Annotated in this window: 15 protein-coding genes, 4 tRNA genes and 2 rRNA genes; 8 read left to right on the top strand and 13 right to left on the bottom strand. The window is 48.8% G+C overall.

Features of this window, described 5'->3' with window-relative positions; translation table 11 throughout:
• Positions 1-495: 495 nt before the first annotated feature.
• The 3 genes from EL645_RS10965 to EL645_RS10955 form a co-directional block, all read right to left on the bottom strand.
• A tRNA-Gly gene (locus EL645_RS10965) sits at positions 496-570 on the bottom strand.
• 26 nt (positions 571-596) lie between these two features.
• Positions 597-713 (bottom strand): 5S ribosomal RNA (gene rrf / locus EL645_RS10960).
• Positions 714-898: 185 nt separating this feature from the next.
• Complete coding sequence (locus tag EL645_RS10955) at positions 899-1,303, bottom strand: PPOX class F420-dependent oxidoreductase (RefSeq protein ID WP_126550055.1); 405 nt, start codon at positions 1,301-1,303, stop codon at positions 899-901.
• A gap of 248 nt (positions 1,304-1,551) precedes the next feature.
• Here EL645_RS10955 and EL645_RS10950 point away from each other — a divergent pair.
• The 5 genes from EL645_RS10950 (at position 1,552) to EL645_RS10930 (ending at position 5,572) form a co-directional block, all read left to right on the top strand.
• A tRNA-Lys gene (locus tag EL645_RS10950) sits at positions 1,552-1,626 on the top strand.
• A 350-nt stretch (positions 1,627-1,976) separates the two neighbouring features.
• Positions 1,977-2,375 (top strand): response regulator, encoded by a 399-nt coding sequence (locus EL645_RS10945; RefSeq protein ID WP_161977293.1) that lies wholly within the window; start codon positions 1,977-1,979, stop codon positions 2,373-2,375.
• Between the two features lie 90 nt (positions 2,376-2,465).
• Entirely contained in the window at positions 2,466-2,720 is a 255-nt protein-coding gene (locus EL645_RS10940) for a YtxH domain-containing protein (protein ID WP_126550053.1), read from the top strand.
• A 772-nt stretch (positions 2,721-3,492) separates the two neighbouring features.
• On the top strand, positions 3,493-4,449 hold the full coding sequence (locus EL645_RS10935) for a metallophosphoesterase family protein (protein ID WP_126550052.1): 957 nt from the start codon (positions 3,493-3,495) through the stop codon (positions 4,447-4,449).
• 235 nt (positions 4,450-4,684) lie between these two features.
• Positions 4,685-5,572, top strand: coding sequence for a sugar phosphate isomerase/epimerase family protein (locus EL645_RS10930; protein ID WP_126550051.1), 888 nt, complete (start codon positions 4,685-4,687; stop codon positions 5,570-5,572).
• 258 nt (positions 5,573-5,830) lie between these two features.
• On the opposite strand, the gene EL645_RS10925 is transcribed toward EL645_RS10930, so the two are convergent.
• Positions 5,831-8,554: a family 78 glycoside hydrolase catalytic domain gene (locus EL645_RS10925; RefSeq protein ID WP_126550050.1), complete on the bottom strand. Its 2,724-nt coding sequence runs from the start codon at positions 8,552-8,554 to the stop codon at positions 5,831-5,833.
• Between the two features lie 445 nt (positions 8,555-8,999).
• Here EL645_RS10925 and larC point away from each other — a divergent pair, with 445 nt between their 5' ends.
• Positions 9,000-9,785 carry a nickel pincer cofactor biosynthesis protein LarC gene (larC, locus tag EL645_RS10920; RefSeq protein WP_126550049.1) on the top strand — a complete coding sequence of 262 codons (786 nt, stop codon included), beginning with the start codon at positions 9,000-9,002 and terminating at the stop codon, positions 9,783-9,785.
• A 143-nt stretch (positions 9,786-9,928) separates the two neighbouring features.
• Positions 9,929-10,045: ribosomal RNA gene (gene rrf, locus EL645_RS10915) — 5S ribosomal RNA — on the top strand.
• A gap of 259 nt (positions 10,046-10,304) precedes the next feature.
• Here the strand turns inward: rrf (EL645_RS10915) and EL645_RS40880 are convergent.
• The 9 genes from EL645_RS40880 to EL645_RS10870 form a co-directional block, all read right to left on the bottom strand.
• The gene (locus EL645_RS40880) at positions 10,305-10,838 is read right to left on the bottom strand and encodes a DUF4870 domain-containing protein (protein ID WP_218031813.1); all 534 of its coding nucleotides are present in this window, start codon (positions 10,836-10,838) and stop codon (positions 10,305-10,307) included.
• Positions 10,839-11,175: 337 nt separating this feature from the next.
• Positions 11,176-13,773, bottom strand: a complete 2,598-nt coding sequence (gene lon, locus EL645_RS10905) for an endopeptidase La (protein ID WP_126550048.1) — start codon at positions 13,771-13,773, stop codon at positions 11,176-11,178.
• Between the two features lie 75 nt (positions 13,774-13,848).
• Positions 13,849-15,123, bottom strand: a complete 1,275-nt coding sequence (clpX, locus tag EL645_RS10900) for an ATP-dependent Clp protease ATP-binding subunit ClpX (RefSeq protein ID WP_126554128.1) — start codon at positions 15,121-15,123, stop codon at positions 13,849-13,851.
• 67 nt (positions 15,124-15,190) lie between these two features.
• Positions 15,191-16,624 (bottom strand): trigger factor, encoded by a 1,434-nt coding sequence (gene tig / locus EL645_RS10895; protein WP_126550047.1) that lies wholly within the window; start codon positions 16,622-16,624, stop codon positions 15,191-15,193.
• A 340-nt stretch (positions 16,625-16,964) separates the two neighbouring features.
• Positions 16,965-17,039 (bottom strand) — tRNA-Gly (locus EL645_RS10890).
• Positions 17,040-17,074: 35 nt separating this feature from the next.
• Positions 17,075-17,157: transfer RNA gene (locus EL645_RS10885), tRNA-Leu, on the bottom strand.
• 285 nt (positions 17,158-17,442) lie between these two features.
• Positions 17,443-19,035: a serine/threonine protein kinase gene (locus EL645_RS10880; RefSeq protein WP_161977292.1), complete on the bottom strand. Its 1,593-nt coding sequence runs from the start codon at positions 19,033-19,035 to the stop codon at positions 17,443-17,445.
• 86 nt (positions 19,036-19,121) lie between these two features.
• The gene (locus EL645_RS10875) at positions 19,122-19,736 is read right to left on the bottom strand and encodes a class F sortase (RefSeq protein ID WP_161977291.1); all 615 of its coding nucleotides are present in this window, start codon (positions 19,734-19,736) and stop codon (positions 19,122-19,124) included.
• Positions 19,737-20,107: 371 nt separating this feature from the next.
• A complete protein-coding gene (locus EL645_RS10870; RefSeq protein ID WP_126550044.1) occupies positions 20,108-20,950 on the bottom strand; it encodes a DUF4397 domain-containing protein in 843 nt (280 codons plus the stop codon).
• 897 nt (positions 20,951-21,847) lie between these two features.
• Here EL645_RS10870 and EL645_RS10865 point away from each other — a divergent pair.
• Entirely contained in the window at positions 21,848-23,029 is a 1,182-nt protein-coding gene (locus tag EL645_RS10865; protein WP_161977290.1) for a helix-turn-helix domain-containing protein, read from the top strand.
• Positions 23,030-23,032: the final 3 nt, after the last annotated feature.

Here is a 23,032-nt window from a genome sequence, read left to right as displayed (position 1 = left end):
CCTCGTTCCCAACATCAGCTTATATGCAATTTTGGAGTAGATTCTTGTTTGTGATCATAAATACGCAGAATCTATTAGAAGTGGATCTTGATAGCGATGCGGTTCATGCAATTTATTGCTCACCTGTAGATAAATGCATGAAGATTTTCAATGGCTCTAGATTCTAGTGAATTAAATAAGAACTATTACCCTAGAGAAGCTTGAAATCTGGACCAAGTATAATATAGATAGAAATATATTACAAGGTGACCTATAGAGAAATCGCGACTTTATATATTTACCACCTAACTGGATGGGGCAGAGGGATAAGTACTGTGAAGCCATGGTATGTCTTGAAACATGGAGCCTGGACTTAAAGAAGCCATGTGCGGTATCACCCACAAGTCCCAAATATAGCTGCGGGCGCGCGCCCGTATTGTCGGCTGAGGGCGGAGTTCATTTTTATAGATAGAGACAGAGGCATAAAAAAAGCACCATCTCTAAAGATGGTGCTTTTGGAGCGGGAGACGGGATTCGAACCCGCGACATCTTCCTTGGCAAGGAAGTGCTCTACCACTGAGCCACTCCCGCGATTGACTCACCCGTGTGGGCAGGTGAAACGGCGATGTCCTATTTTCCCACGCAGTTGCCCACGCAGTATCATTGGAGCTGAAGAGCTTAACTTCCGTGTTCGGGATGGGAACGGGTGTGCCCTCTTCGCTACAATCACCGGTTCGCCTGCACATACAAGCGGTTCGTTTCGACGTGGTTTATAATAGCATGGGTTGTGCGGTCTGTCAACACATTTAGCAACAAATTTTTAAAACCCTGTTAAATTCATGTTTGTGTATCTGATGGAAGTTTGTAGTGTGGTAGAGAAAGGTAACCATCAGCGCTCACATTTCTACCACACTACAAACTATTGGCCGGGTTGGATTTCGAGAATAGTTTGCTGGGTTTTACGCAGTTTGCCGATGGTCATAATGATTTTGTACAGCAAGCCATATTTACGGGCCAGCACTTCTTTCGCATGAGGCTGTTCACTAAGAGGGAGCTCGCGGCCCAGGCCGCTTATTTCAGGTCCGTGTACCGCGCCACCTCGGTTGCAAGGTGCCAGTAGTACACTTCCATTGTTGTGGATACGTTTAACCTTGGCAGCCCCTTTCATAGTAGTGATATATAGCTTACCTTGATCCTGCGCAAACCAGACAGGAGTAGGAACGGCCTGACCGGATTTGCGAAACGTTTTAAGCAAAATAAATTGTTCGCCGTTTAAATAATCAAAGCTCACTGGCGTAGATGCCTGCTCTTTTTCAATGCTCATAATGGATCCTTTTTCCTTTCAAACCAGGGGATAATATCATATGACAGCACAGTTGCATATAGGACGCTTGATGAGTTATGAACAGGGTAGTTGAGTTGTATGATTGAGATGAGATGGCTGAACGAGCCAGGGAAGCAGGGTTACGACAATGAATTTTTCGCCTTTTCATAAAAAAAGACAAATTTAGCCCAAAACCCTCTTGCATTGCTCTAACAGATGCACTATAATAGGCAACGTCAAATGTTGATGAGCGTGTAACTCAGTGGTAGAGTATCCGACTTTTAATCGGGTTGCCGTGGGTTCGATCCCCACCACGCTCACCATTTATGCTACACTGGCTTTCCAATGTGGCCTATCTTGAATAGGTCGGTTGGTGATTGTGACTTAGAGCACAACAAAGTCCATGTGTAGTTTTTTTTATTTGTCAACCTGTTGATTTCGTGAAACGTACTATATACAGAATACACAGTTCAGATGTCCTGGATATTTCGTTGGGTATAGTTTACTAATACCCTTGTTTTGATAACCTGTATCGTGATACACTTACTGACAGTGCTCAAGAAGAAATGCTGTTGCAGAACATGAGCTTGCGTGGAAGTGAAGAGTATCGTGACAGCATTAACAGGAGGCAGTGCCACCGGGCAAGCGCGCGGATACGTGGTGCTGAATGGATGTGACAAAACGCATACTTGTTGTTGATGACAGAAATGAGCTACTTCACCTGATGCGCCGCGTTCTAGAAGACGAGCAGTATCAGGTTTCAATCTTACAAGAAGGTAAGGATGCTTTTGCAACTGTCAAAAGCATGATCCCTGATTTGCTGATTCTCGACTTGAAACTGGGCGATATGTCCGGTCAAGACGTGTTGAAACAAATAAAAAGTGATACTACTACCGCTGACGTTCCTGTGATTGTCTACACTGCCGCAGTCCTTGAGGCTGAAGAGGTCTCCAGATCGATCGAGAGTCAACCACAGTTTTATAACGATGTCCACCTGTTGCGCAAACCTTTTGAATTGACCGCGTTGCTGGATAAAGTAGAGGAATTGCTGGACAACCCTGGACATGCGTAGTACCACTAGTACTATTTATGGGCTTATATGAGGTGGAAAATCGTAGGGTATTTGTATACTTAAAGTAAAAGATAAAGAAAGGAATCGAGTATGAAATTCTTTGTGGGATTATTGTTTGGGTTTGGTTTAGGTGTTGCGGCAGGTTTATTGATCGCCCCTCAATCGGGTGAAGCAACACGTGCCCAGCTAAATGAACAGGGTGTACAGTTGCGCACAGGCGCGTTTAATGATGATATTCGTGCCCGTGCTCAGGAAGCCCTGGTGCAGGGTCGTGAGTTATATTCGCGTACAAAAACAGAATTGAATGATCGCTATACCCGCGCCAAAAGTGGTGGCGAACTCTAAATCACCCAACAATATACCTGAATAAAAAAGGGCCTGGTACTCAGTACCAGGCCCTTTTTTATTCGTCTGCCTTTGCATTGTATACGTGCGCTGACGCGCCCGAACCCATGTTTATGTGGGTGGTGTGGAACATGTGCTCCGCACACGTTCCACACCACCCACATAAACATGTATTATGAGCTTGCGCACCTTCGACCCCTAAATATTTATGCTGAGTTGTGAAAAAACGAGCTTAGCATGCGCTCTGCATCACCAGATAAGGTACCATGAGCTTGTTGAGCAGGCAACTCTTTTTATGCTGAGTTGTGAAAAAACGAGCTTAGCATGCGCTCTGCATCACCAGATAAGGTACCATGAGCTTGTTGAGCAGGCAACTCTTTTTATGCTGAGTTGTGAAAAAACGAGCTTAGCATGCGCTCTGCATCACCAGATAAGGTACCATGAGCTTGTTGAGCAGGCAACTCTTTTTATGCCGAGTTGTGAAAAAACGAGCTTAGCATGCGCTCTGCATCACCAGATAAGGTACCATGAGCTTGTTGAGCAGGCAACTCTTTTTATGCCGAGTTGTGAAAAAACGAGCAAAAGCTCGTTTTTTCACAACTCGGCATAAAAAGAGTTCGGGCGCGTCAGCGCACGTATGCAAGGGGACAGCATAGTCCCCTATAGTAATGAAACCAAAACCCTTTGTTAAAATAACAGCGAGTTAATAATCAGCTATTACAATAGCTAGAGATTAAAGCTTAATTGTATGATCAGAAAGTGATACCAACCTATGTCTCAAACGCAAGATACAAATACCGCCACCCCCAGCACTCTTTCTGGGCCATTGGCGATCTCCATTATCGAGCTATTCCAGCCTGGAATCAGACCCATAAAGAACGACTGGCCAATCTTTGAGGATGTGCAGGAGCTATGGCAGCGCGAGGGGCAACCCGCCTTTTGTGTCTCGCCAGGGGATATCATTGATACCTGCGCACTTGAGAATTATCAGCTGGCAAAAACAGCGTTGCTGGCCCAATTTGGCGCGCTTCCCTTTTACCCAGGTGTTGGCAATCATGAATATTATGGACCCGACGGAGAAGATCCAACACGGATGGGCGAGACCTTTACTGCGGTATGGAATAAGCCCCTGCGCTATGCCTGGGAGGAGCAGGGTATCGTCTTTATTATGTTGGACTATCCTGACCCAACCACACTGGAGGACCCACAGCGTGTCTATATCGCGCCGGAAACGCTGGCTTTTCTAGAGCAAACCTTGCAGGAGCATACAGGCCAGCCTGTCGTTATCTTCTTGCATTGTCCCCTACATAATACTGTACAGGATCGGGATATAGAGCAACACCGCGATTATAATTCGCTGCAACATTTTTTTGCGCCCGAAAATTCAGCTGCTATACGCGCTATCCTGGCTCGTCAGCAGAGCAGCAGCCTGTTTATCAGTGGGCATACCCATTCAGGCTGGGAGGCACCCAACCTGGTCGTTAGCGAGCAACTGGGTGAGCATACAGTGACCTTCATCAATCTGATGTCGCCCTGGTATACCGGTACCCATACTGGTCCCCGTTTAAGCGATGATCAGCAATCTGTACGCTATATACCAGATAATCCCAATATTGTACCCAGTTTCTCGTTCCAGCTTTTTTCTGACTATGCCTTGATCCGTGTGCGTGAACATTTATCACGTAGCTGGCTCAAAGAGTGGCGCGTACCCTTCTCGACTCAAGCTTAACGCGCCCTCTCGATAGCTGGAGGTAAACGTTTTCTCCTTGACAAAGCGACTTCAAATCAGGTACTGTTTTCGACATGATCGATGATGTAATCGACCATGTCTTTGTATCCAGAAGAGTATATACCAGTTTATAACGCGCAACATTGCTGAATGTGCACGTGGCGTTGAGGATGTTGCCCAGGCTGCGATGTACTTTTAAGTCTCCCGGTTTACTGGGAGAAATGGAAGGAGCCTTATGAAACTCAGTTTTCTCACTGGTAATGTAAACGATCTAGAAAAAGCAGCGAAGCTTGGTTTTGACGGCATTGAGCTCAATGTACGTGCCTTTGGGAATCCCGCAACTGGTGCTCTAGATAAAGAGGCAATCGCACAAGCGCGCCAATTAGCCAATAAATTCCATGTTGGTATCCACTCGCTAGCCTTTTATGACGTATCTGGAAGTCAATACAATGAGAATCCCAAGCTCCTGGTTCCCGCTTATGAGCGCGTTTTTGACGCCCTGGAAGCCCTGGAATTGGATGTAGTGGCAAGTATGGGTGGTTTTGATGCCAGCAAGGATTGGGATGGCAATATCCAGCTCTTTGCCGACCGTTTTGGACCTGTGGCCGAGATTGCGGAGAAGCGCGGCGTAAAGGTAGCCTTTGAAAACTGGATGGCGGTGCACGGTCGTCTGCCCTTTAAGCCGGTAAATATTGGTGGCTCGCCCGACACCTGGGACGCCATGTTTAAGGCGGTCCCCTCAAAAGCGCTGGGTCTGGAATTTGATCCCTCTCATCTCTACTGGCAGGGCATCGACCATATTCGTGCTTTGCGTGAGTTTAAAGATCGTATCTACCATGTGCATGCCAAAGATACGGAGATGCTGCCGGAGCGCCGCTATCGTGGTGGTGTGAATGGCGATTATTTCCGCTTCCGCATTCCTGGCTATGGTGAGATCAACTGGCCCCAATTCATCTCTACGCTGGATGAAATTGGCTATACTGGCGATATTGCCATCGAACATGAAGATCCTGTCTACTGGAACGATAAGTTTGATGAGGGACTGGATCGTGGTTGGCAGGTGCTCAACCCGCTGATCCATCCCCAGGAGCGTTCCTGGCAGAACGTCAACTTCACCAAGTAATTTATCTCATCTACCTCCCGCTTGCGGCGGGAGGTAGATGAGATAAAGCCCCTCTGATGTCAGTCTGGAGAATGTTCCATACCTTCTGTATCTTTCCGCTTTATAATCACTGCTTGTTAATGTTACATTGTAACTTTGTTTGATGAGGGATCGTACACGCTATTACAGGACGCAGAGCAGTATAAGCAATCCGCTATTCAGATAAAAAAGAAGTGTGCTCAAGGGGTTCCGCCTTTGAGCGCACTTCTTTTTTATGCGTTAGTTGGCGCGCACCTGGAAGTGATAGGTTCCAGAGCCAATCTCGAAGAGTACACGATCTTCTTCCTCCTGTACCAGAGCCACACCCTCGGCCTGGGCCGCTGGAAGCTCCCCTTCAAGGACCTGTTCGCTGGCGCTAGCGGGCAGGGCAACGGTGGCTGTGGTATTGGCAGGGATCGTCACCTCGTAGATCAGGGTATCCCCCTCTATTCGCCAGGCGCTGCTGATCTTGCCATGAATAGAAGCGAATTCAGCCCTGACATAGGAAAGATCACCACCCATGTAGGGGCGCAGCTGAATATGCTGGTAGCCGGGCTGTTCTGGATCGGCACCAATGCCCGCCACATATTGGAAGAGCCATTGTCCCACTGAACCCAGCGAATAATGATTGAAAGAATTCATAGCGGGATTCTGGAAGCCCTTATCGGTGGTCCAGCCATCCCAGCGCTCCCAGATTGTGGTCGCCCCATGTTTGATCGAGTAGCCCCAGGAGGGGAAGGTCTCGTTATTGAGGAGCTGGAAGGCCACATCGCTGTAGCCGCAGTTGGTTAAGACGGGACAGAGGTAGCCGACCCCCACGAAGCCGGTAGAGAGATGGCCATCCTTTTTCTCTATCTCACGCACCAATTGCCTGGCAGCCAGTGGGCGTAGATGTTCGGGTAGCAACTGCATCTGTAAGGCAACGACATAGCCGGTCTGGGTGCCACCACTGATATGGCCCTCCTCATCTACATAGGCCTTCGTAAAAGCCTCACCAATAGCGCTGAAGAGGCGTTGGTATTTCGCCGCGTCCGCCTCTCGTCCAATAGCCCTGGCAATGCGCGACATTAACAGGGCATCATAGCCAAAGTAGGCCGTGCCCAGCAGCTCTTTCGGTGTATCGGCGGCAATGGAGAGCCAATCGCCATAGTCGTTGTTGCGCTTATTCTTCCAGAGCAGCTCTGGATTAGCCTCCTGCAGATAATCCAGCCAGCGCTTCATCGCCTCATAGTGTTCAACCAGGATACGTGTATCCCCATACATCTGATAGATAGTCCAGGGAACTATGATGCCGGCATCGCCCCAGGCTGGGGCCCCATTGGTTGACACCACTATACGTGGGGCCACATCAGGAAAACCACCATCGGCGGCCTGAGCATCGACCACGTCGCGCATCCATTTGGTGAAGAAGGCCGAAACATCCATATTGTAGCAGGCCGTATGCACAAAGATCTGGGCGTCACCCATCCAGCCCAGCCGCTCATCGCGCTGCGGACAATCGGTTGGCACACTGATGAAATTGCCGCGCTGTCCCCAGACGATATTCTTCTGGAGCTGGTTCACCATTGGATTTGAGCACTCGAAGGTCGCGGTGGGAGGGGTATCGGAATGTGCTACCAGGCCAGTGATAGTTTCTAATGTGGGTTTTCCTGGATAGCCAATGAGCTCTACATAACGAAAGCCATGGAAAGTAAAATGCGGCTCAAATACTTCCTGTCCCTGTCCTTTGAGGATATAGGTATCGGTCTGGCGAGAACTGCGCAAATTGGTTGTATAAATAGTGCCATCGGGATTGAGCATTTCGACGAAGCGTAATTGTACGCGTGTGCCGGCAGGGCCTTCAACCTGCAGGCGTACCCAGCCCACCATATTTTGCCCCATATCATAAATAAAGATCCCGGGCGAGATCTCTGAGATGGACTGTGGCGTAATGGATTCAGTTACCCGTACAGGTTGATCGGGTTGGGCCGAGAGCTGTAGCGCGGGATCGAGCTCCTCAACCAGGACTGGTTGCCAGTCAGAGGCCGTGATGGATGTGGGTAGATCCCAGTCTATCAGTTCATGGCGGGCATCATAAGTCTCGCCGGCCAGAAAATCAGAAAACACGATAGGGCCCAGCGCGCCACGCCAGCTATCATCTGAGACAATTGTCTGGCTGCTACCATCGCTATATTCAATCTGTAACTGTAGCAGGAGGCGAGGCTCTGTGCCGTAGTGTTTATAATTGTTGCCCTTACCATCGATCCAGAAACCCACATGTCCACAATACCAGCCGGTGCCAAGAATGGCCCCGATACGGTTCTCACCCTGGTGAAGCAGGGTTGTAACATCATAACTCTGATACTGGATACGCTTATGGTAGTCTGTCCAGCCCGGCGCAAAATAGGCATCTCCGACCCGCTGTCCATTGATATGGACCTCATAAACGCCTTTCGCCGTCACATAGAGGCGAGCCTTCTGCACCGTGCGTTCAAGGGTGGCGCTGGTATGAAGATAAGGACTGGCTTGCAGGCCTGGCAGTTCTTGTATTGGCTGCACATCGGCGGCCTCATAAGCAGGAGTAGTGGCCTGCAGGCCGATCCATTGAGCCTGCCAATCGGCCTGTGCCAGCAACCCCATCTCCCAACGGGCGGGCGCGCTGAAATCTGATACCTCATCCTGAGCATCCCAGACACGGACCTTCCACCAGCACGGTTGACCCGAGGTCAGCGAAGCACCGTCGTAGACGAGCTGGCTACTCTGACTGGATAAAATCTTACCGCTATCCCAGAGATCTCCTTTCCCCTCTACCAGTCCGGACTCAGTACTACTGACCAGGATCTGATAGGCGCTTTGCTTGATCGCGCGCTGAGTGGATGAGGTGGTCTCTATTTGCCAGCTAAGGCGTGGTGGTGTGGCATCGATGCCGAGCGGATTGATCAGATATTCACAACGCAGCAGCACTGGTAAAATATTCGTCGTCATGACTCTGTTTTTCCTTCCATGCAAGAGATATCAATGGTCGAAAGCTCCAGCGCGATGTTCTTCTTCGTTTTGTTTCGGAGCCTTTCAATTGGTTAACATATGGCAGGCTGATTGTCAAGCTTTTTCCTGAGTTTTTCTATAAGTGCTTGCAGTATATGTAATCCTCTTGCATCTCCAGTCATTCCGGCATAAGCTAGAAGGGGGATTTATTCAGGTCTCCCCTGTGGGTCGCCTGATGTATTTTTCTTTTTTTATAGTGTGTCTGTTTCCCATTGCCATAAGGAAGTTTGGGTACCCTTGCATACGTGCGCTGGCGCGCCCGAACCCTTTTTTATGTTGATTTAGAGAAAACGAGCTTTCGCTCGTTTTCTCTAAATCAACATAAAAAATATTTGAATGCGCTGGGGGCGAAATACATATGTAGAGATAAGGAGTAAGGGGATATATGTCTCAGAAGATAGCTTATCTGGATTGTCATTCGGGTGTTAGTGGGGATATGTTGTTGGGAGCGTTTTTGGATGCAGGTTTAGCGCTGGAAAAGTTGCGTACGGAGCTTCAGGCGCTACCAGTAGAAGGTTATGAGCTTAGACTCTCGCCATATACGGATCAAGGTATCACGGGCTCGCGCTTTGAGGTTGTGTTAACGGAACAGGAGCAGCCGACGCGCAGCTTCACTGATATTGCTGCATTATTGGCTTCATCAAAGCTGTCTCCATGGGTGCGTGATACTGCTACGGCTATTTTCCGTCGTCTAGGGGAGGCTGAGGCTGAGGTGCATGGGGTGGCCCTGGACGAGATCCATTTTCACGAGGTGGGCGCGGTCGATGCTATTGTCGATATTGTTGGGAATACGCTGGCGATAGAAGCGCTGGGTATCACACAGCTCTATGCTTCGCCGCTCCCATTAACGCGTGGTCACCTGCGTATGGCGCATGGCTTAATGCCTGTGCCAGCTCCCGCTACCCTGGAGATTCTTTGCGCCGTCAAGGCGCCATGGATCCCCACCCAGCTGGAAGGCGAGTTGGTTACCCCGACCGGAGCAGCTATTCTGGCCACCCTGGCGCGTTTTGAAATGCCCGCTATTGCCATCGAGCGCGTGGGCTACGGCTTCGGCAAGAAACGTGTCATCTGGCCAAACTGCCTGCGTGCCTGTCTCGGCGAAGCCTACGGTCTCTCCCAGCCTACCCACACTCACCACGACCATCCACATGAGCATCATTCACACCCATAAAGATCAACGGCGGCGGAATTCTGATAGGAGGGACTAACCGTCCCTCCTATCAGAATTCCGCCGCCCCAAAAAAGCCTTGACTTTTGGATCGGCTTATGGTAGTATTAATTACGTTGTTACAAGACACCTGTATGTGCAGGCGAACCGGTGATAATTGCGAAGAGGGTACACCCGTTCCCTTCCCGAACACGGAAGTTAAGCTCTTTAGTCCCGATGATACTGCGTGGGCAACTGCGTGGGAAAATAGGAAGTCGCCGTTTCACCTGCCCACATGGGTGTTTTTTTATGCCTGCAAAAACCTATCTAATATATCAGGCCAACAAACAAAGACCGAGCCTGCTTCTTATCGATAAGAAGCAGGCTCGGTCTTTGTTTGTTGGCCTGATATATTATTCTAGAAAGTGGTAGTGCCCTGGTTGGCGTATTTCTCCGCATAGTCGCCAATATATGGCAACTTGAAGTACTTACCCTGGAATGCATTGACTATACAAATGATCCAGACTACGAAGAAGGCAATACCTACCAGCCCACTGACGCGCAGGTCAAGGCGCCGTAGAGGCCGGGGATCGAATTTGCCGCTGTGCTCAGTATGATGTTGATTACTGTCCAGGCACCTGTGAACATGATGGACTGCATAGCATGGAAGCGAACCATACGATTCTTCTTCTCCATAATGAAGAAGATCAGTCCTGAAATCCAGCCAAAGATATAGCTCAAACCGCTGGCCAGATTAGGATCGAGGTTCATGGTTGAGCCTTCGCGGCCTGGAGTATTGGAGCCATAAGGGTTTTGCTGACCATATGGAGTCTGGCCATAAGGTGGTTGTTGCTGCTGATTATAACCGGGCTGGCCATAACCGGGCTGCTGACCATAGCCGGGCTGTTGCTGTCCCTCGTAGGGAGGAGGATAGCCACCAGACTGATTATACTGTTGACCACTGTATGGATCAGTTGGTTGTGGTTGTGGTTGCTGTGGATTGTTTGGATTGTAGCCGCCGCCATATTGTCCGGAACCGGGATACTGGCCTGATTGATTCGGATCTTGATAGCTCATGATGCCAACCCTCTCTTTATGTGCATAGTATTCCTGCGCCATGATGGATGGGTAAATATCCAACTTTCTCAACACTATAAACGCTTGCTAGCAGAGTCTTTTGGACGTTGATTTTTTGTTGATAGATAAACGCTCGTCTGGTCTTTAAAAAATTCAATCTACATCTATCTATCCTGTCATCGACGCACAGAATCCTCCGGAAATGGATTAAAAATGTAAGTGCAGATAAGAAAGGCATGCGTTAGTGCTGAGCTTGTAATAGCGCACGAAGAGGCAATGCACTGTTTGCCTCTTCATATTCAAGCTTCACTACTAGTATAACGAATGAGGATGAGATTTATCCAATGTTTTTGTCGTCTTGTCTGGTATGTGCTGAAGAATAATGATTTTGTGATGTCTGATCCGTGGGAGGAATTATAAAACCCGAAGAATCAGGCAAGTTTTCATTATCTTGTCCTTCATTAGTGGGCATACCAGTACGACGCAAACCCTCGGGTAGAACAGCCGCCCGCTCTTCACGAAGAATTGTCAGGGGTTCATTGTTATCAGTTGTTTCTTCGGCTGGTGCTTCCATCAGTGCAGCGTCGATAACCTGATCCATATTATCCACCATGATAAAGTTGATTTGCTGACGAATCTTGGCTGGGATCTCCTGCAAATCTTTCTGGTTAATAGCAGGGATAATCAGATTATGGATATTGGCCTGTTGGGCAGCTAGCACCTTCTCTTTCAAGCCACCGATGGCCAGCACGCTACCCAGCAAGGTTACCTCTCCAGTCATAGCCAGATCGGTGCGGATCGGGCGATGGGTGAGGGCTGAGACCAGCGCGGTAGCAATCGTGATACCGGCTGAAGGACCATCTTTCGGGATGGCATTCTCAGGCAGGTGGATATGTAGATCGGTGGTATCCTGGAAATTGGAGTCAATATTTAATTCATCGGCCCGTGTGCGAATATATGAGAGCGCAGCCATCACAGACTCACGCATCACATCGCCTAACTGACCTGTAACGAGCAACTCTCCCTTACCATTCATCGTTACAACCTCGACGGGTAAGAGGATACCGCCCATTTCTGTCCAGGCCAGGCCCATGGCCGCTCCAATCTGCGTACGCATCAATGGAGGAGCACTGGTATAGCGTGGGGGCCCCAGATACTGTTCCAGATTATTCACCGTCAGCCGGATACGTGTATTGGGTTTCTCAAGCACGCGCCGGGCGACCTTACGGCAGATGTTCGCCAGCATACGATCCAGGTTACGAACGCCAGCCTCACGGGTATAATCGGTCACGATACGTTGCATCACCGTCTGGGGAATCTTCAACTGCTCGGGAGCCAGGCCATGTTCCTGCAAGACTTTCGGCAAGAGATGTCGCATGCCGATATTGACCTTTTCCTCCAGCATATAGCCAGGCAGATCAATAATATCCATCCTATCCGCCAGAGCACGCGGGATCTGATACTTGATATTACCAGTACAGATGAAGAACACCTCAGAAAGATCGAATGGTAGCTCCAAGTAATGATCGGTAAAAGACTGATTCTGTTCTGGATCCAGCACTTCAAGCAGGGCAGCGGCTGGATCACCGCGATATTCTGAAGAAAGCTTATCGATCTCATCTAGCAGGAAAACGGGATTGCGCACCCCGACAGTCTTCATACTCTGTATAACGCGACCTGGTAACGCACCAACATAAGTACGGCGATGGCCACGGATCTCTGCCTCATCGTGCACACCACCGAGCGATATACGCGCGAATTTTCGATTTAACGCTTTGGCAATCGACTGTCCCAGGGTCGTTTTGCCTACACCAGGAGGGCCAATCAGACAGAGAATCTGTCCCTGGCTCATATTTTTGGGATTGCCACTGCGTTGAGCCGCCTGGATGCGCAATTGCCGTACAGCCAGGAATTCCAGGATACGTTCTTTAATACCTTCCAGACCATAATGATCCTCATCGAGGATACGACGGGCATTTTCAATATCAAAGACATCCTCGCTCCGCTCATTCCATGGCAGAGCCAGCACCCAATCTATATAAGAGCGAATTACAGTCAGTTCCGCCGACTGCGAAGGGGTTCGTTCTAAACGATCAATCTCCTTACGCACTTTGGTGGCGACTTCGGCTGGAAGCTGCTTCTCACTTAATTTTGAGCGCAACTCATCAGCCTCAGAAGAGGTCTCCATGCCCAGCTCTTCTTGAATAGCACGGAGCTGCTCACGCAGATAGAATTCTTTTTGCGAGCGATCTACCTGCGAACGGACCCGACTACGAATCGTTGTTTCCAGTTCAAGGATTTCAATTTCATTGCCCATAATCACACAGATCTTCTCCAAACGTTCCATCGGATCGGGAGTCTCGAGTAGATCCTGTTGCTGCTGCATATCGGTGACTAAATGGGCGGCTAATGTATCAGAGAGTAGTGTGGGTGTTTTGAGAGCCACAATCGAGTTAATATCCTCAACAGAAAATCGTCGATTGAGCTGTGCATAGCGTTCAAAGAGGCTGGTGGTATGGCGTACAAGGGCATCGGCCTGAGGTCCCTTATGTTCGGGCTCAGCCTGCTCCGTTACTCGTACGCGAATGAAAGGCTCATGATCCACGTATTCATCGATAGTGACACGGCTAATGCCACGGATGAGCACCTGCAGGCTCCCATCCTGCTGACGGTGCATCGTCACTATTTCGATCAGTGTACCGGTGGAGTAGATATCCTTTGCCTGAGGGTCATCGATATCGACGCTACGCTGGGTCGCGGCCACAAGGATGTGCTCAGGATTCAACATAGCTTCTTCGATAGCACGTATGGTCTTCTCACGAGCGATGGGGAGCGCTTGACGATTGTGAGGAAACGCAACGATGCTTTTTAACGCAACTAGAGGATACCCATCGTTTAACTCTTGTACCACATCCAGGCGTTCTTGCTCACTCATTGGTTTCCACCTATCTTCTAACTGTTCAACCACAGAGATAACACAACTGTATGGAGAAAAACAGAAGAGTCTGCGTTAAGCAGACTCATCTTCAGAATAGGTTGTATTTCTTTCACCACGCGTCACTAGTAGTGGTTTATTATGGGTGTTTATCACGTCCCCGTTTACAATCACCTTTTTCACATCGGCACGAGAGGGTATCTCGTACATTATATCTAAGAGCACGTCCTCGATAATCGTACGCAGTCCGCGCGCACCCGTCTTTTGACGGAGGGCACACTCGGCAGCGGCCTCAAGAGCATCGTTCGTGAAAACAAGTTCAACGCGATCAAGTTGTAAGAATTTCTGATATTGTTTGACAATAGCATTTTTCGGCTCAGTCAAAATTTGAATCAGTGCATCTTTGTCCAGGCTATCAAGAGCCACTTCAACAGGGAGACGTCCTACAAATTCAGGGATCAAACCATATTTGAGCAGATCATCAGGGATGAGCTGCGTCAACACAGTCTCGCCACTTTCTTTTGCCGTGGTAGATTTCTCGCTTTTATCGGCATTGCGGAAGCCCATGCTTTTATTACTGCCCAGGCGTTGCTCAACAATCTTATCCAGGCCTTCAAAAGCGCCACCACAGATAAACAGGATATTAGCCGTGTTGATTTGAATAAAGTCTTGATGTGGATGTTTGCGACCACCTTGTGGCGGCACATTAGCCACCGTACCCTCGATGATCTTTAAGAGAGCCTGCTGCACGCCTTCGCCAGAGACATCGCGGGTAATCGAAGGATTGTCCGATTTACGCGCAATCTTATCGATCTCGTCGATGTAGACGATCCCACGTTCCGCACGAGCTACGTCAAAGTCAGCCATCTGAATCAGGCGCAAGAGAATATTTTCTACATCTTCACCAACATAGCCAGCCTCAGTTAAGGCAGTGGCATCAGCGATGCAGAAAGGCACATCCAGGACCTTGGCGAGTGTCTGTGCCAGGAGGGTCTTACCGCTACCGGTAGGGCCAATCATCAAGATATTACTCTTGCCTAGCTCGACATCATCGACCTGCATCCCGACGCCAACGCGTTTGTAGTGGTTATAGACCGCTACAGACAACGCCTTCTTGGCGCGTTCCTGACCGATTACGTACTGGCTGAGCTGTTCATAGATCTTCTTCGGTGTGGGCAGTTTACCCGTCTGGAGGCGAGGCTTGGCAACAGTGGCTTGCTCTTCCTCGATGATTTCTCGACACAGGTCGATACACTCATCACAGATGTAGACACCGCCAGGGCCAGCGATTAAACGCTGGACCTGGTCTTGACTTTTGCCACAAAAAGAGCACCGGTATGTCGTACGCATATTCTTTGAGTTTGCCACGTCTGTCACCTTTCCTGCATGTACAACACAGCACCAAATGGTTGCATTTCTACTCTACTGTCTCCGATTTTTGGTCGCCTGGTAGAGATGTTGCTGCTGCGGATTCCTCGGCGTCAGTGTCTGTTGCCTCGGTTTCACCTGCGAGTGCCGCCGCCTCAGCGTTTGCGATGGCTGCATCATCTTCTGCAGCTTCTTCACTCTCTGCATCTGGATCGGGATCAGTTGTCAACTCGATTAAGCGTGTCAGGGTCTTTTCGCGGCGGAAGCTCAACATAAGGGAGCGGATCTGATCCTCTGTCTTTGGTAGAGGCTGACCGATCTGCTCGTAGGCATTGAAGAGTGCCTCGATCTCAGCTGGCTCAACCGTGATATTCTCATCAGTAGCGATCTGCTCCAGCACCAGCTGGCGTTTGATACGCTCCTCCGCATCAGGGCGGAGCTCCTCGCGGTATTCCGCTTCGGACTTATTTACCATTTTCAGGTACTGATTCATATTAAGATGCTGCTGCTCAAGCATATGACCAAACTGATGCTCCATTTCAGCAACTTCTTCGTCGATCAGCACGGGATGAATCACAAATTCGGACTTCTCGATAACGGCCTTAATAGCAGTCTCGCGCAGCTCCTCGGTGAGCGTACGTTTTTTGCGCTCAAGGATATTGTCGCTGACAGCTTTGCGCAGGTCTTCCATATTATCGAACTGATCGTCGCTCACTTTTTTGGCAAACTCATCATCCAGAGCAGGAACCTGCTTGGCCTCGACCGTATTCACAGTCACTTCATAGTTTGCCTCTTTCCCCGCCAGTTTCTCATTGCTGTAATCTTCGGGAATCGTGGTGGTAAAAGACTTGCTCTCGCCAGCCTTCATGCCAACGAGATGCTCATCCATACCTGTGAAGAGCCCATGGCGCTCTTTTGTAATCTCGAATGTATTATCTTTCAGATCCGAAATCTGTTGTTCGCCAGAGGTCAACTTCAGGTCAGCTTTAATACGATCATTATACTCTACCGGGCGCTCAACGCTCTCCCACTCGGCTGACCGATCCTGGAACGACTGAATCTCCTGCTCAACCTCTTCAGAGGTCACTGTGGCCTCTTCGCGGTCAAAATGCATGGATTTGTAGTCAGCCAATTTCACAGGGGTAAGTACGGGAACCGTCAGGCTGAAGTGGTAATCCTGGCCCATTTCGAAGATTGGAGCATCTAACTTAGGCTGGCTGATCGGGGTAAGATCATTTTCTTTCAGAGCGTTACGATAGGCCTCTGAGATCAGGTCATCCAGACCCTCTTGATAAATATATTCTCTACCTACACGGCGTTCCAAAACACCCCGAGGTGCTTTACCCCGGCGGAAGCCCTGTATATCAACTTGCTTCACCAGTTTGCGGTATGCCTTATCTGAAGCCTTTTCCATCTCGTCCCATGTCACATCTACATTCAGGACGGCCTCACTTGTTGGCAACTTTTCTACAGAGACCTTCACATTTCCTCCAACAGGTTGTTCTTTGTTGTATTTTAGTCACTTGACTGTATTTAACTTTTTGCGAAGCTGAGCTGCTATTCCCATCCATTTAGCAATGACACCCGCCAGGCGTAATGCACACCACTTATTTAAAAGAAGGAAGAGCGCTATTGAAAATTAGACCGTAGGAAGCGCAGGGGGAATCACTATCCATAGACCACCCCACAGCAGAAGCTTGCATAACCGCATTAACCAACTATCTGTATACTTTACAAACGTGTTGTGATCTACGTCTGATGCAGGTTGCTTTTGCGCTTACCATAGAGGGCAGCCTTGCGGATGCCCTCAGTCTTAGATTAGTTGGAGCGGGAGACGGGATTCGAACCCGCGACATCTTCCTTGGCAAGGAAGTGCTCTACCACTGAGCCACTCCCGCTTAACTGCGTTCACCATTATAATACATTTGGTAAGTGGGCGGTAAGAGACTCGAACTCTTACGGTTCATCACCAACAGATCCTAAGTCTGCCCTGTCTACCAGTTTCAGCAACCGCCCATGTACTTAACGGATAAGAGACAATGGTCTCCACTTGTGGATAATACATCAGTAGCTCACCTGATGTCAAGACAATTTTGGCTGTATTCTGTCTGGATCACCGTTATTTCTATGCTTTGTTGTTCTAACCGATTGATATGAGGTTTCTGTGATTATTTAACTGGATAGCGAGGGGGAAGAGTGATGATATAGATCACTGTAGAGCTATGGTACAACAATGAAAAGTAGCCTTATCAGGCTACATCTAGATACACATTAGTAACTATTCCACTCATGAATTTAAAGTTATTTGGCCTGGTTAGAAGTGGGTGCCGCCGTCCAATCCCCGTAATCCTGTCTTGTGGTTTGGGTAGCATCATAGATTTCAAAGCTTTGACCCGCGATCTGATCGCCGGTATTGGTAGTGCCAATAAATTTAATGACCTGTTTAGAGGTTAGTATGACCGTTATGTTTATATTACCTGCCTTCGTGACCGTTCCCGTGAAGGAGCCATTCTGTCCAATGGTGGCAAATTGTCCGATGAGTCTGCCTGTGGCAGTCTCTTTAATGTTCGTTAATTGAAAGTTCTGGCTACCCAGCGCTAAGCCGACATGGTTCATAGTGCCTGAATAGCAGGAGGCCAGGACCGTACCATTGATGGTTTCGGGGGGAGCGGCATACTGGTTACTACATACGATGGTAGGGGATGCAACCTGGGTATGCACTTGTTTAACAATTGGTTTGCTCGCCGTGGGCTGACTCTGATGTTTCCATAAAGTAGAGGCCAGGAGTAGATCCATCGCGACCCCAACCAGGATTAATGCCAGCAGGCTGAGCAAGATTTTCTTGCGGGTGGCCGCTTTTTTATCCACATAGCCATATGTTCTTCTTAATCTTGTTCTGGGTTGGAAGCGCGAGGCCGTGGCAGGTTTTTGTGGACCGACAGGTTGCCTTGTCGTAGACAACACCTCGATATCTTTAGCTGACAGCGCCGGTTGTTTAGAGGTCAATGCTTCACTGATTGGACCAGTTTCAGGATCCGGCTGGATTATCGCGATGCTCAACGCTTGCCAGAACTCCTCGACTGAGTTGTAGCGATCCTCGACACGCAAACTCATTGCTTTCTCGATGATTCGAGAGACACTGCCAGCGACTGAGGAGCAGACCTGGTCTGCGGGTAGCAAGGGATCTGTCTCGGTCTGGCTCATTGTGCGCGTCAAGGCATCGGTGGGCACCTTGCCTGTCAATAGGGTATAGATAGTCGCACCCAGGGCATAAATATCGGTACGGATATTTGTGCCCTGGCCATATTGTTCTGGGGCGGCATAGCCAGGTGTGCCATAGCGGAAGACGCTGGTCGTCTTATCCTCAACATACTCTTTAGCCAGCCCAAAGTCTACCAGCATAGCCTCACCAGTTCCCATAGGGACAATAATATTGGAGGGCTTGATATCGCGGTGCACGATCGGCGCTTCCTGTGTATGCAAATATGTTAATGCGTCTACAATGGGAGTCAGAAGAGTCAGGGTCAGGGCCAGAGAGAAGCGCTTTTCAGGCTGCTCGCGGCGCAGTTGCTCTAAATCTTTACCCTGAATATAATCCATGAGCATATAGATGCGATTGAGGCTGGTATCCTCAAAAACCTGGTACACACGTGGTAGTGAGCGATGTGAGAGGCGTCGCAGCAAACCTGCTTCAAAAGTCAGCTGACCACGCTCCTGGTTGTCTGGATCTATCATCTCTTTAAGCGCATAGCGTTTCTGCCTGGACCGTCGTTCACGAACCAGATAGACAGCGCTAAAGCCACCCTGTCCAAGCAAGTTCTCGATTAGATAGCGTTCACCAGATTGATCCTGTATGGTCGCTCCTATCGGGAGAGTCAACTGTTCTTGAAGCACACAACACCTCACATGTGCAAATAATAGTTACAAATTTTTTACTATCTTTACAGCTATACTAATTAACTTCGCATTAGATACATATTTTACCCCAAACGGGCAAAAACTACCATCCTGGCGGACGTTTGTTGCTCACTGGGGATCCAATATCCATCACAGGTGATCAGATTTAGATATCTACCACTGTTATCACCAAAGATGGTTTGGAGTGGGGCTTCGTGTGCCGCATAGGCAATTCTGGCTGTAACATGGAAGTATAATTGTTGATCAGTACTGGTGGTTACAATGATCTGATCGCCTGCTTTAAGGTAGCGTAGATTCCAGAAGATCGCAGGACCACCGCCGGGACGATCAACATGGCCGTCGATAACCGCACTGCCCATTTCACCGGGTCGGGGGCCGTTTTTATACCATCCAGTACTATCCCAGGGATTTTGGTGAGGTGTGTCCAAATTACTATTGGGTAAAATACTGACTGGCTCAATATTGGCATCCACTCCGATAGCTGGAATGCGGATATGCACCGGGATATATGTGCTCTCCTTTGGTGACTGCAAGGAATGTGATGCCGGGGCAGTAATGGCGAGTTTGTTTGACAGCGCCTGTGCCTGAGGCGCCGACGACGACGTCTGGCCACAGCTACTTAACAGGAGAAGCACACAACATCCTATCCAGATAAACCACCATTTATTGTTTTCCACTGGTGCCACTCCTTTCTCTCTTTCTCTCTCTTCTCTGATTTATCGCTCGCTTATTTTTGAGAATGTATCTTACCCTCATGATCTTTGCGCTCTTCACGCCTGATTTTGAGCGCCAAAGGCACTCAAGAAGCCTTCTTATGTGGTGCAAACAGTGCGCTCAGCGCACTGTTTGCACCACATAAGAAAAGAAGTGCGGGCGCGCAGCGCACGTCCGAGCAAGAGCGGCACGCTTCCCATGATGATGGGAGTAAGACACATTCTGACGCTGGCTGTACAAACATGAACACTCTCTTTAGATGAAGGATGTGTGGGACATTTGCCCATGGCCTCATTTAAAGAGAGTGATGATATTTATGACTGATTATAGTTACTTAAGCGCGACGCTGGAAGTACCGTACCGTTCCAAGGCCAGCCATGAGCAATAGCACAATAGCCAGTAGCCCGATGGCAGAAGTCGGGGTGGCGAAATCTTCTGAGACTGGAGCCGCCCCTGTCTGCGGTAATCCTGGAATACCCTGCGTGGTAGCTGTGACCAGCTGGGCTTTAGGATTGCCTTTGACCATGCCTACCGCGAAGATACTGGTAACGGTATTGGGCTGCAGATTTTTGGGTATGGAAAGGGTGACGTTCAAAAGTGGTACCGTCACACTGAAATTACATGGACCGGTGTCGACCGTAAGATATTGGCTATCATCTTCATAGGTCATATCTTTGATTGAGTTATCTTCACCTACTGATACGTTAACCTGTCCGGCATCGGGGATCAAGTGGTAGACACGTACCTTTGCTTGATTGGCAACAACCTTATTGTCGTCAATAAATACCTGTAGATCAAGCGATTGTGGGGTAGCCCCAACCGCTGCAATAGTATAAGCCTTGCCCGCTTCAACAGGTAACGTCTTGGTCAGTGCGGCCGCACCAACCCCTTTACCAACCAGGGCAATCTGTACTTTATGATTCCCGGCCGGGAGTGCCGCATAATCAGTTACTGCAGCAAATTGAAAACTATTGAGGAATGGTTTCCCATCTACAAAAACGTCTGCCGTGCCAACATAAGGTGATGCATGAATCACGCGTACATATGATGTATTCGCATCTGCCAACGCGGTGCGCGCAGACAAATTGCTCATGCTATAAAAGCCGACTAAAAACATGATTCCAAGCACAAGGCAGCCACGGCGAAACAGTTTATTGCAGAAATTTGAGCCCTTCATTCTATCATCCCCTTTTTGCAATAAATGGTGCACATATACAATAGTAGAGATAAAATTATAAAGTAGAGTTCATAGGTATAAATGCTGCGCCCCAAATGTGTTAGCAGCATAGCGATAAAATTAATTATGATATAAAAAAGCTATAAATGATAGCGGTTATTGGTAGCAATATGGTTATGAAGAAGTATTATTTTTTGCTATCTGGCTTTGTATTCCTCAACCGCTGTTAGCTTGTACTTTATTTCTATCATTATGGGGGACATGTTGTTCTTGTGTGGGCGTGCGCATGCGCGCCCGCACCCGTTTTTTTTATGTGTGGTGCAAAAGTGCGCACAGCGCACTTTTGCATCACACATGGAGTGAAGTATTTTTGGGCAGCAAAGGTGCTCAAGTGGTTTTATGGTGAGTTGCAGCAAAGGTGCTCAAGTGGTTTTATGGTGAGTTGCAGCAAAGGTGCTCAAGTGGTTTTATGGTGAGTTGCAGCAAAGGTGCTCAAGTGGTTTTATGGTGAGTTGCAGCAAAGGTGCTCAAGTGGTTTTATGGTGAGTTGCAGCAAAGGTGCTCAAGTGGTTTTATGGTGAGTTGCAGCAAAGGTGCTCAAGTGGTTTTATGGTGAGTTGCAGCAAAGGTGCGGAGCACCTTTGCTGCAACTCACCATAAAAACAGTGCGGGCGCGCATGCGCACGTCCGCAAAGGAACGCATTGGCAGAGTGAGATTATAGTAATGAAAACTTTGTGCAGCCACCGAAACAGAGTCTATATTGTATAAGGTTTTATCATTGACTATAAAAGACATCACCATTTTTTAATCTTCTACTTGACGTACAGCGGGAATAGGCTTATAACAAAGGCAGGTAAAACGTGCTGGGCGAGGATAATATGGAAAAACATAATAATATGCTTAAATCTGCTCGCGTGAAGAGGGCCTGGACTCCAGAATTTGTAAGTGAGCAGGTGGGTGTCAGCCGGAATACATATATTCGCTGGGAATCTGGCGCCCAGATGCCACGTCAGGCCTCGCTAAATGCCCTTTGTAAAGTTTTCGCGCTCTCACCTGCGGAACTAGGTTTTGTAGGGAATCAGATGAAGCGTACGCATACCCTGGAGCCAGAAGCTATTGTAGCGAATTTAAGTGATGATCAACCTGAGGGTGTAGAAGAGGACGATGAGATTGATGATCCTGAGCAAGATCTCTCAGCCTCTTTGCTGGCCTGGTCGGCGGGCCTGGCTTCATGCTGGCGGTGGTATCTATCTGGTGGTCAACGAGAACTGGAACGGTTAGCTCCCACGTATCTGAATCGTTTGATGAAGCCCACCCTGACGCCCGGTCCTGAGCAGAAGCTGGCCGCCAGTTTAACTTCACAGGTATATCAATTAATCGCCCTGCTAGATTTGCAGCGTGGCGATTTTAGTTCAGCCCAGACAAATGGCACCCAGGCGCTGGTCTATAGTCAGTTAGCAAAAGACTGGAATGTTTATGTAGCGGCTCAGATTCGCATGGCCACCATTTTTTCTGCCCGCAAGCGTATTGGTTCCGCTTTGAATGCTTATAATGATGCTTTGCATCGCATTAATGCCGATGATGATAGCATCTCGCCCATCCTGCACAGTTGGATCTTTGCCGGGCTGGCCGAAATCCAGGCTACCATGGGACGCGAGACGGAGGCACTGCAATTTTTGAAACTGGCGATCGCCGTCTTCCCTGAAAAACCTGAGGAGGATACCTGTATTGCCTACGCGCAGTGTGACCATTCGATGCTTTATTTGTACCAGGGACTGGTCTTCCTCCGACTTGGGCAGCCCAAACTGGCCTGGGAAGCATTTTCCCAGGTAGACGACTTCAAACCAGTCCCTTCAGAACGGATGCGGGCAGAATTTTTAAGATATCGCGCCTATACCTCATTGGTACTTGGTAACATGATCCAATCATGTATCTATCTAGAAGCTGCGGCCAGGGCGGCTCGTGCCATCAATAGTGACCTGGCTTTTAGCGAGATTTATGCCCTTTATGAACATATGCTGGCTATCTGGGGGCAGGAGCCACGGGTCAAGGCCCTGGCCAGTTTGTTCCAGAGTTGAGCC

It is taken from the genome of Dictyobacter kobayashii, from assembly GCF_003967555.1.
GTDB lineage: Bacteria > Chloroflexota > Ktedonobacteria > Ktedonobacterales > Ktedonobacteraceae > Dictyobacter > Dictyobacter kobayashii.
The sequence above is the reverse complement of the archived record's forward strand: the minus strand, read 5'-3'. Positions and strand labels throughout refer to the sequence as shown.